This window comes from Pseudophaeobacter sp. C1-32P7, from assembly GCF_041008775.1.
Classification (GTDB): domain Bacteria; phylum Pseudomonadota; class Alphaproteobacteria; order Rhodobacterales; family Rhodobacteraceae; genus Phycobacter; species Phycobacter gallaeciensis_A.
On the sequence record NZ_JAXGFR010000005.1, the window covers coordinates 294267 to 304286 of the forward strand.

General features: G+C 61.6%; 9 protein-coding genes. 6 read left to right on the forward strand and 3 right to left on the reverse strand.

What is annotated here, in order from left to right; translation table 11 throughout:
- Positions 1-23: 23 nt before the first annotated feature.
- The 6 genes from SM763_RS09950 (at position 24) to SM763_RS09975 (ending at position 6855) form a co-directional block, all read left to right on the forward strand.
- Complete coding sequence (locus tag SM763_RS09950) at positions 24-281, forward strand: hypothetical protein (protein ID WP_065271783.1); 258 nt, start codon at positions 24-26, stop codon at positions 279-281.
- A gap of 3 nt (positions 282-284) precedes the next feature.
- On the forward strand, positions 285-1361 hold the full coding sequence (locus SM763_RS09955; RefSeq protein WP_065271782.1) for a branched-chain amino acid ABC transporter permease: 1077 nt from the start codon (positions 285-287) through the stop codon (positions 1359-1361).
- Between the two features lie 97 nt (positions 1362-1458).
- Entirely contained in the window at positions 1459-2742 is a 1284-nt protein-coding gene (locus SM763_RS09960) for an ABC transporter substrate-binding protein (RefSeq protein ID WP_065273619.1), read from the forward strand.
- Between the two features lie 166 nt (positions 2743-2908).
- Positions 2909-3745 carry an ABC transporter ATP-binding protein gene (locus SM763_RS09965; protein WP_065271781.1) on the forward strand — a complete coding sequence of 279 codons (837 nt, stop codon included), beginning with the start codon at positions 2909-2911 and terminating at the stop codon, positions 3743-3745.
- Between the two features lie 17 nt (positions 3746-3762).
- Positions 3763-4980 carry a phenylacetate--CoA ligase family protein gene (locus tag SM763_RS09970; RefSeq protein WP_368998406.1) on the forward strand — a complete coding sequence of 406 codons (1218 nt, stop codon included), beginning with the start codon at positions 3763-3765 and terminating at the stop codon, positions 4978-4980.
- A 195-nt stretch (positions 4981-5175) separates the two neighbouring features.
- Complete coding sequence (locus SM763_RS09975) at positions 5176-6855, forward strand: ABC transporter permease (RefSeq protein ID WP_368998407.1); 1680 nt, start codon at positions 5176-5178, stop codon at positions 6853-6855.
- Here the strand turns inward: SM763_RS09975 and SM763_RS09980 are convergent.
- From SM763_RS09980 to SM763_RS09990, 3 genes are all read right to left on the reverse strand, one after another.
- Entirely contained in the window at positions 6852-7748 is an 897-nt protein-coding gene (locus tag SM763_RS09980; RefSeq protein ID WP_368998408.1) for a CobW family GTP-binding protein, read from the reverse strand. The two genes, SM763_RS09975 and SM763_RS09980, sit on opposite strands and share 4 nt — an antisense overlap.
- A gap of 64 nt (positions 7749-7812) precedes the next feature.
- Positions 7813-8622, reverse strand: coding sequence for an AAA family ATPase (locus tag SM763_RS09985; protein ID WP_339773046.1), 810 nt, complete (start codon positions 8620-8622; stop codon positions 7813-7815).
- A partial coding sequence (locus SM763_RS09990) for a TnsB C-terminal domain-containing protein (RefSeq protein WP_368998409.1) occupies positions 8619-10020 on the reverse strand: 1402 nt, incomplete at its 5' end. The genes SM763_RS09990 and SM763_RS09985, both read right to left, overlap by 4 nt.

A 10020-nucleotide genomic window follows, 5' to 3' on the forward strand; every position in this document is an offset into this window, starting at 1 on the left:
AACATAAGAGGGAGGAAAGACGCATGAGAAAGCTCATTGCCATCGTCAATGTGATCGCCTGGTCTGGATTTTGGGCCTTTGGCTATCTGGCGCTGACCTCCGGAGATTTTTCCGACACCCAGGTCGTGATCTCCGCTCTTCTGGCTGCTGTCGGTCTTTTCACAGGGATCCTCGCCTATCTGCGACTGGCCCGCCTGGCCGAGGCCAGCGGATACGCGAAGAAGACAAATCAACTGGACGCAGCGGCCCGCAACCGCGCGCAGGAAAAAGGGAGCATCTGAAGCATGTTCTACCGTGAAGCCGGGGACTTTAAGGTCTCTTACCAGGATGACAGCCAGACGTTTCCGATCAAGTTCGATCGCTATCGTTACTACGCGGTGCTGGCCGTGGCCTTTCTGGTCATCCCCTTTGTCATCAACGACTACTGGGCGAATGCTATCCTGCTGCCGTTCCTGATCTATTCGATCGCAGCCATCGGCCTTAACATTCTGGTCGGATATTGCGGTCAGGTCAGCCTCGGGACCGGCGGTTTCATGGCTGTGGGTGCCTATGCGGTCTACAAGTTCATGACCGCCTTCCCCGAAGTCAGCATGTTCGTGCATGTTCTTTTGGCGGGTGGTGTGACCGCGCTGGTTTGTGTGGCCTTTGGCCTGCCGTCCTTGCGCATCAAGGGCTTTTACCTGGCGGTGGCCACGCTGGCGGCGCAGTTCTTCCTGGTCTGGCTGTTTAACCGTGTGCCGTGGTTCTACAACTACTCCGCCTCGGGCCAGATCAACGCGCCAGAGCGGGATGTCTTTGGCATCGTGATCACCGGTCCCAACGCACCGGCCTGGGCGACCTATTTCTTCTGTCTGATCTTCCTGACGTTCTGCGCCATCGTCGCCCGCAACCTGACGCGCGGCACAACTGGCCGGACCTGGATGGCGATCCGCGACATGGACATTGCTGCCGAGATCATCGGGGTGAACCCGCTGAAGGCGAAACTGACAGCCTTTGCCGTCTCCGGCTTCCTGATCGGTATCTCCGGGGCGCTGTTCTTCTCGGTCTACCTTGGCGCGGTTGAGGTCGGCGAGGCCTTTGGCATCAACAAGTCGTTCCTGGTGCTGTTCATGGTGATCATCGGCGGTCTGGGCTCGATCTTCGGCTCCTTCGCGGGCGCGGCCTTCCTGGTGCTGCTGCCGGTGGTGCTGAAGGTTCTGGGCGTCGACGTGATGGGCTGGCCGACTGATATCGTGGCGCATTTCCAGCTGGTGATCGTGGGGGGGCTGATCGTGTTCTTCCTGATCGCAGAACCGCACGGGCTGGCGCAGCTGTGGCGCGTTGCCAAAGAAAAACTGAGACTCTGGCCTTTCCCGCACTGATGCGGGGACGGCAGACCATCGCGGGGACAACAGCAAGAGCCAACTCACGGGCCCCGCATCAAAAAATCGGATGAGACCAATGGGAGGAATGAACCCGATGAAACTTAAACTGACCACTCTGGCGCTGGGCGCGCTGATGGCCGCAGGGCCAGCCATGGCGGATCTCGTATTCCCGTCGCTGAGCTATCGCACCGGCCCCTACGCCGCAGGTGGCATCCCCTTCGCGGATGGCTATGCCGACTATTTCACCCTGGTGAACGAGCGTGACGGCGGCATCGGCGGCGTCAAGGCGAAGGTGATCGAATGCGAGACCGGCTATAACACCGAAAAAGGTGTGGAATGCTACGAATCCACCAAGGGCGAAGGCGCGCTGGTGTATCAGCCGCTGTCCACCGGTATCACCTACCAGCTGATCCCCAAAACCGCTGCTGACGGCATCCCGCTCCACACCATGGGCTATGGCCGGACCTCGGCTGCCAACGGCAAGGTCTTTGGCAACGTGTTCAACTACCCGGCAAACTACTGGGATGGCGCATCGGGTATCATCACCTACCTGCTGGACGAAAACGGTGGTGACATCAAAGGCAAGAAGATCGCCCTGCTGTACCACAACTCCGCCTACGGCAAGGAACCGATCCGCACCCTGGAAGAGCTGTCCAAAAAGCATGGTTTCGAACTGTCGACCCTGCCTGTTGACCACCCCGGTCAGGAGCAGAAGTCCCAGTGGCTGCAGATCCGCCGTGACCGTCCCGACTATGTCGTTATGTGGGGCTGGGGCGTGATGAACCAGGTTGCCATTCAGGAAGCCGCAAACGTCCGCTACCCGATGGAAAACTTCATCGGCGTTTGGTGGTCCGGTGCCGAGCATGACGTCCTGTCCGCCGGTGCAAAGGCCAATGGCTACAAGGCTGTGACCTTCCACAACGTTGGCCGCGACTTCCCGGTGTTTGATGACATGCAGAAATATGTTGTCGACAAGGGCCTGGCTGCCGGTGCAGGCGATCAGATCGGTAATGTGCTTTATAACCGTGGCATGTACGCGGCGATGCTGGCTGTCGAAGCGGCCAAGACCGCCCAGGAAATGCACGGCACCAAGGACATCACCCCGGCGATGATGCGCGATGGCATGGAAGCCCTGGAAATGCCCGAAGCCCGTATGTCGGCGCTTGGCATGCCCTACTTCGGTCCGTCTTTCAACGTTTCCTGTGAAAACCACGGTGGCCCCGGCCTCGTCGGCATGACCCAGTGGAACGCAGAGACCAAGACCTGGAGCCTGATCTCGGACTTCCAGAAGACCGATACCGCTGTAATCCAGCCGCTGATCGAAGCTGACTCCGCTTCCTATGCGGCGGAAAACAACATCGAACCGCGCTGCAACTGATAGTGCTCGTGGTCCCGCCTTTTGGGGCGGGACCGGACTCAAAACCGGTGTGGCGGCCAGCCGCCACACCACCTCCGAAGAGACACCGATCCGGGCGCCTGCGAATGAATACGGCTCGCCCCGGACCAGGCCGCAACAGGCCGTGACCGCATGAGGACAAACTTTGATGCTCGACGCAGCAAACACCACCGATGTGCAGGCCGAAACCCTGCTTGAGGTCAACAATATCGAGGTGATCTACAACCACGTGATCCTCGTGCTGAAAGGCGTCAGCCTGAAGGTTCCAAAAGGCGGTATCACCGCGCTGCTGGGCGGCAATGGCGCCGGCAAGACAACGACACTGAAGGCGGTTTCGAACCTGCTGCATTCCGAACGCGGTGAAGTGACCAAAGGGTCGATCAAATACCGCGGCGAGGTGATGCACGATCAGGATCCCGCCGAAGTGGTCCGCAAGGGCGTCATCCAGGTGATGGAAGGCCGCCATTGTTTCGAACACCTCACCGTTGAGGAAAACCTGATGACCGGTGCCTATACCCGCGCCGATGGCAAGGGCGATATCCAGCGCGATCTGGAGATGGTCTACAGCTATTTCCCGCGCCTGAAGGAACGCCGCAAATCCCAGGCTGGCTATACCTCCGGGGGTGAGCAGCAGATGGTGGCCATGGGCCGCGCCCTGATGAGCCGCCCGGAAACCATCCTGCTGGACGAACCTTCGATGGGTCTGGCGCCGCAGCTGGTGGAGCAGATTTTCGGCATCGTGAAATCGATCAACGAAAACGAAGGCGTGACCTTCCTGCTCGCGGAACAGAATACCAACGTGGCGCTGCGCTTTGCGCATTATGGCTACATCCTGGAATCCGGCCGCGTGGTGATGGATGGACCTGCCGCCGAACTGCGCGAAAACCCGGACGTGAAGGAATTCTATCTCGGCATGTCGGACGAAGGGCGCAAGAGCTTCCGCGATGTGCGGTCCTACCGCCGCCGCAAACGGTGGCTGAGCTGATGCGGGGTGATGAGGACATGAGTTTTTTTGACATTCTTGAAACCCGCTCGGCGGATGAACGCGCCGCGGATATCGCCAAGGCGCTGCCGGAGCAGATCGCCCGCGCCAAAACCGCGCCGGGATATGGATCGGCGCTGGCCGATGTGGACCCTGCCGCGATCACCTCGGCTGCGGATCTGGCCGCGCTTCCGGTGCTGCGCAAATCCGAACTGAGTCGCGCCCAGGCCGAGAATGCCCCCTTCGGTGGCTTCACGGCGAAACCGGCGCATGGGTTCGCGCATATCTTCCAGTCGCCGGGTCCGATTTATGAACCGGGCGGCAGCGAACATGACTGGTGGCGCATGGGTCGCTTCCTGCACGCGGCAGGCATTGGCGCTGGCGATGTGGTGCAAAACTGTTTCGGCTACCACCTGACTCCGGCTGGCATGATCTTTGAAAGCGGCGCCCGCGCCGTTGGCGCCGCGGTTCTGCCCGCAGGCACTGGTCAGACCGAATTGCAGGTCACAGCCGCCCGCGATGTGGGGGCGACCGCCTATGCGGGCACTCCGGATTTCCTCAAGGTGATCCTGGACAAGGCCGATGCCATGGGCGTGAAGCTGGGCTATACCAAGGCGGCGGTCGGGGGCGGCGCGCTGTTCCCCTCGCTGCGTCAGGAATACGCCGACCGGGGCATCACCTGCCTGCAAAGCTATGCAACGGCTGATCTCGGCAACATCGCCTACGAGAGCGCCGCGATGGAAGGCATGATCGTTGACGAGCGTGTCATCGTTGAGATTGTGACACCCGGCACGGGCACCCCTGTTGCGCCGGGCGAGGTGGGCGAGGTCGTGGTGACGACGCTCAACCCCGATTATCCGCTGATCCGTTTTGCCACCGGCGATCTGTCTGCGGTTCTGCCCGGGATGTCGCCTTGCGGCCGCACCAACATGCGGATCAAGGGCTGGATGGGCCGCGCGGATCAGACCACCAAGATCAAGGGCATGTTCGTGCGCCCTGAACAGGTGGCAGCGCTGGTCGACAAGCATGACGAGATCGTCAAGGCGCGCGTCATTGCCACCCGTGACGGCGAAATGGACGCGATGACTGTTCAGATCGAAGCCACCGGCGGCGATGAGGTCGGGTTTGGCAAATCGGTGATCGAAGTGCTGAAGCTGAAAGGCAAGATCGAAGTGGTTGCCCCCGGTGCCCTGCCCAAGGACGGCCTGGTGATCGAGGATCAGCGCAGCTACGACTGATCCGCAGCCTTACACAGACATGGAGAGCCGGGCCCCGTAAGGACGCCCGGCTTTTTTCTATCCGAAACCGGGGCCGGGCGTATTCGCCGCAGGGCAGGGCGCTTGCCAGTTTCCTGCTGGAGTTTCCGACAAAAATGATCGAAATAGAGGGGTGTTCCGACCCGCAGTGGGATTCACCAAAGCGATGAGCAACCGATGACTGAAGCCAGCCACACTCCAGACTACGCCCCAAAGGGAAGCCGCCTTGGGCGCAAGGCCGGGACACGCGTCTTTGCCGTGCTGGGCTGGGTCGTGGCGCTGGCTTGCGTCCTGCCGATGCTGGCCGTGGCGCTGGCGGGGATGGTCGGCGGCACGGATACCATCGCGCATCTGGCCGGGACGGTGCTGCCACGCTACCTGATCACGACGGTGGTGCTAGTGGTTCTGGTCTCACTTGGAACCCTGTTGCTGGGCGTCGGGGCGGCCTGGCTTGTCACCATGACCCGTTTTCCTGGCGTGCGCCTGTTCGAGGTCGCGCTGGTCCTGCCGCTGGCCTTCCCGGCTTATGTGCTGGCCTATGCCTATACCTTTGTTCTGGATCACCCCGGCATCGTGCAGACCACCCTGCGACAGGTGACGGGCTGGGGTCCGCGCGATTACTGGTTCCCGGAGATTCGCTCTCCGGGTGGGGCGGCGGTGATGCTGATCTTCGTCCTTTATCCCTATGTCTATCTGCTGGCGCGGGCCGCCTTTCTGCAGCAGAGCGCGGGCGCCTTTCTGGCAGCGCGGGCGCTTGGCAAGAGCGCATGGGAGGCCTTCTGGCGTGTCAGCCTGCCGATGGCGCGGCCGGCGATTGCCTCGGGCGTGCTGTTGGCGGTGATGGAGACCATCGCCGATTTCGGTACCGTGTCCTATTTCGGGGTGCAGACCTTTGCCACGGGGATCTATACTAGCTGGTTCTCGCTCGCGGATCGCGCCGGGGCGGCGCAGCTCGCGCTCTGCCTTCTCAGCTTTGCGTTGATGCTGGCGGTAGTGGAACGCTCTACCCGCGGCAAGGCGCGCTATCATCAGGCGGGCAAGCATCACGCTGAAATGCCGCCTGCCGATCTGACCGGTTTACGCGCCGTTGCGGCTTGGGTGCTCTGCGCGATTCCGGTGGTTTTGGGCTTTGTGCTGCCGGTGGTGATCCTGTGCAATATGGGGCTGCAATCCGAACAGGACCTGTTCAGCCGCCGTTATATCGGGTTCATCCAGAACTCTCTGCTTCTGGCCTCGACTGCTGCGGTGATCACCGTGCTGGCGGCGGTCATCCTTGGCTTCTACCAGCGACTGCGCCCGGGGCGCGGTTCTGCACTCGCGGCCTATATGTCACGGCTGGGCTATGCGGTGCCGGGCGGGGTGATCGCGGTGGGGCTGATGGTACCTTTCGCGGCCTTTGACAACGCTCTCGATGCCTGGATGCGGGCGACCTTTGATATCCGCACCGGCTTGCTGATCACCGGATCCATCTGGCTCTTGGTGGCCGCCTATATGGTGCGGTTCCTCGCGGCGGCTCTTGGTGCCTATGAGAGCGGCCAGTCCACTGTTCACGCCAATATGGATGCGGCCGCCCGGTCGCTGGGTCAAAGTCCGCTGGGCATGCTGCGCCGGGTGCATCTGCCGATCCTGACGCCGAGCTTGCTGACCGCGCTGCTGATTGTTTTCGTGGATGTGATGAAGGAACTGCCCGCAACGCTGATCATGCGGCCATTCAATTACGATACGCTGGCGGTGCAGGCCTACCGGCTGGCCTCGGACGAGCGGCTGGAGGGCGCTGCGGTGCCGTCTCTGGTCATCATGGCGGTTGGGTTACTGCCGGTGATCCTGATCTGCCGACAGGTTGGACGCCGCCGTTAGGCGTGCCCACCTGTCTGGCTCTGAGCGTCAGGCTGGCCCGTCCACCAGGCCTCGATCTGTTCAGGGGAAATCCGCCCGGCAGGCCCAAGCCCGACCAGAAGCGTTTCGTCGGCATCGCAATGGCGGGCTTCGACATGGCGGCCGACGATATGCAGCTCATAGGCACCGCCAGTGGTCAGCACGTAGCCTTTCATGCGGTAAAGACCGTCGGGGCGGCTGGCCAGTTTGTCGCCCAATGCGCGGCGATCCAGAACATCGCGGCTTTGATGTTGCCAGGTGGCATAGGCGGGATGCGCGGCCACGGAGCGGCCTTTGGGCAGGGGCACGACGTCAAACAGGAGATCAGAAACTGGCGCACCATCCAGAACCGTCGGGGTGCGCGCGCCCGCGGCCTTCAAATGGTCTGCCAGATCCGCATCGATTGCTTCGCATTTGGAGACCAGAACCAGGTCAGCGGCGCGGATTTGCTGCAGAACCTGGGGGGCAATCTCTTCATCCTGCAGAAGGGTATCGGCATTGAGCCCATCCACCACGGTGACAATGCCGGCATAGCTAAAGCCGCTTTCGCCCATTACGGTATTTGCGATGGCGACTGGATCGGAGATGCCGCTGGCCTCGATCACCAGATGACCGGGCTGTTCGGTGCGGTCCAGGATTTGCCGTAGCGTCAGTGCCAGATCCGTTCCCATGGTGCAACAGATGCAACCATTGGTCAGGGCGATGGTGCCGTTTTCCGTATCGCGGATCAGATCGGCGTCGATGTTGATGGCGCCGAAATCGTTGACGATGACGGCCAGGTCCAGCCCGTGCGACTCGGCGAGGATGCGATTGATGAGGCTGGTTTTACCTGCGCCGAGGTAACCGCTGATAATCGTGACAGGCACCCTTTTCACAGCATGGTTCCTTGTCGTGCGATATCTGTGACTTTTCACGGTAAGTGGCACTGATTTTTGCACGTTAATTGGCCGCTCCGATGACGAGGGTTGAGGCGGCGGCCTGGATGACGTCATCGGTGATTTCGCGCAGCTCGTTGATGTGGAGGATTCGGTCGATCTGGTTGAAAAGGCGTTGCAGCAGCCGGAAGTTGCCGCCTGTGAGGCGGGAGATCGTGGTGGCAGCCTGAACATCTGCGAAGTCTTCGGCGTCGAATTCCTTCCCCAGCTTTTGCCATTGCTTCTTGAGGATGAAGTCCATCTCGTCGCGCGAGAGCGGCGGATAGGGATGCGCAAAGCCGATGCGGCTGTAGAGCTGCGGATAGCGGCTCATGCGTTTTTCTATGCCGGGCATGCCGATCAGGATCAGCCCGATCTCGGCGCGGTCGAACTGGTCGCGCAGGTATTCCAAGGCGCTGTTTGTCAGGCGCTCGGCTTCATCGACAATGATCAGCTCAGTGTGACCCTCGCGTGGCCTTGTCGGTTGGGCGGATCGCGGGTCGAGGGCCTGGTCGATGCAGGCTTCGACACGGTTTCTGAGCTGGTTCAGGTCCTTGCGCAACGCAGCGAAGGCGCTTGCGACCGGCGGCGTGTAGAAGACGGTGCGAGATCGCGCCAGGGCAGCGTAGACCTTTTCATCGGATGGATCGCGAGGCCCCCAGCTTTCCAGAAGTGGCTCCGCGATGTCCCACTTGGCATAGCGCCGGGCAGACAGTGTTTTGCCAACCCCGGCGGGGCCATAGCACAGCCCGATAGTGCGATCCTTGCGCACGGTGCGGGCGAACTCCACGAAGCGCTTATGGGCGCTTGTTTCGATGAAGGTGGTGTTTGTCATGTGCGCCGGTCTTCTTTGTAGAGCAGGAGTTTGGATTGTGCCGGAGGCTTTGATTTCGGCTTTTGATCGGCGTCCGGCAGATGGTCGGTCACGGAACCGGTGTGCGCCTTGATCTCCTGTCTCAAGGAGCGCCGCCGTGCGACACGCGCCTGCTGGATGTCTTTGAGGGATATCGTGCGCCCGGCATGGTCCGGGCTGACCGCGCGGCAGAGGAAGAGGTTTCGGTGGAACACCCGAATTTCCGCCATGTCGCGGGGGTCGAAACGGATGGTGACGTGCTCGCCGACGAATGCGGCCAGCGTCGGGTCCATGTAGCGCAGGCCCTGGAAGTGAATGCCATCCCGACGCACGAGCCGGGCTTTGGCAACGGTGAGCAGCAACAGGTCCAAGGCTTCAACGTTTTCAGGCAGGTTTGGCAGCCAACCGTCGCCGCGCCAGGCCGCATTGGGAGCCATGCCGATCTCGCTGTGGCGGCGGGCATTGTGTGTTCCGACCAGAAAGTGCCCGACAGCTTGATCTAGCTCTGAAAGCGACAGCGCAGGCGGGCGTCTTGTTTTACCCTCGGCAAGATAGCCCGGAAGTTCCGGCAGGAGTTCGGTGTTCACCGTGCCGAATATCCGTTCGATCTTGCCCCGCCCCTGCGGGCGCGCCACGGCCGAGAATACCAGCTCGATCCGTAGCTCTGCCGCGACCTGCTCCAGGTGCTGGCTGGTGAAGTCTGATCCGTGGTCAGTATAGAGCGTCTCGGGGATACCGCAGACCGGCCAGTCCGGGTCCGTCTTTCGCCAAATTGCCTGACGCAAAGCCAGAGCGGTTTGCAAAGCAGAGGGTGCGCCCAGGAACACGCAATAGCCTGCGACCGCGCGGGAATAATCATCCTGCACGATGGTCAGCCAGGGACGGGCGGGCTTGCTGTTTGCGTCGAGGATAAGGAGATCGAGCTGGGTGTGATCCGTCTGCCAGACCGCATTGGGGCGCTCAGCGCGGTGCCGGTGGATCAGCTCGTAGCGGTCACGATAGGCGGTTGGACCCTCATGGACGAGGCACAGCATGGCTGGATCAAGCGCTCCCATCACCCTGCGCACTGTCGCGTGTGATGGGGCAGGATGGCCCTCTGCCTTTGCCGCCTCCGCGATGCGCCGATGGATCAAAGCCGCCGACAGGCGCGGCTTCTGCAAGGCAAGGGCCTCGATCTGTTGCGCCAGATCGGCATGGAGTTTCCGGCGTCCTGCATCGGAGCGCTGACGCCGTACCAATCCTGAAAGCCCGGCCTCATGATATCGCGCCGCCCACCGGCGCAGTGTTCGGATCGGATGGCCCGATGTGTCCGCCACTCCTGTCAGCGGGACGCCGGTCTCAATGTGCGGCTGCAGGACCCGGAACCGCTCCATTGCTGCG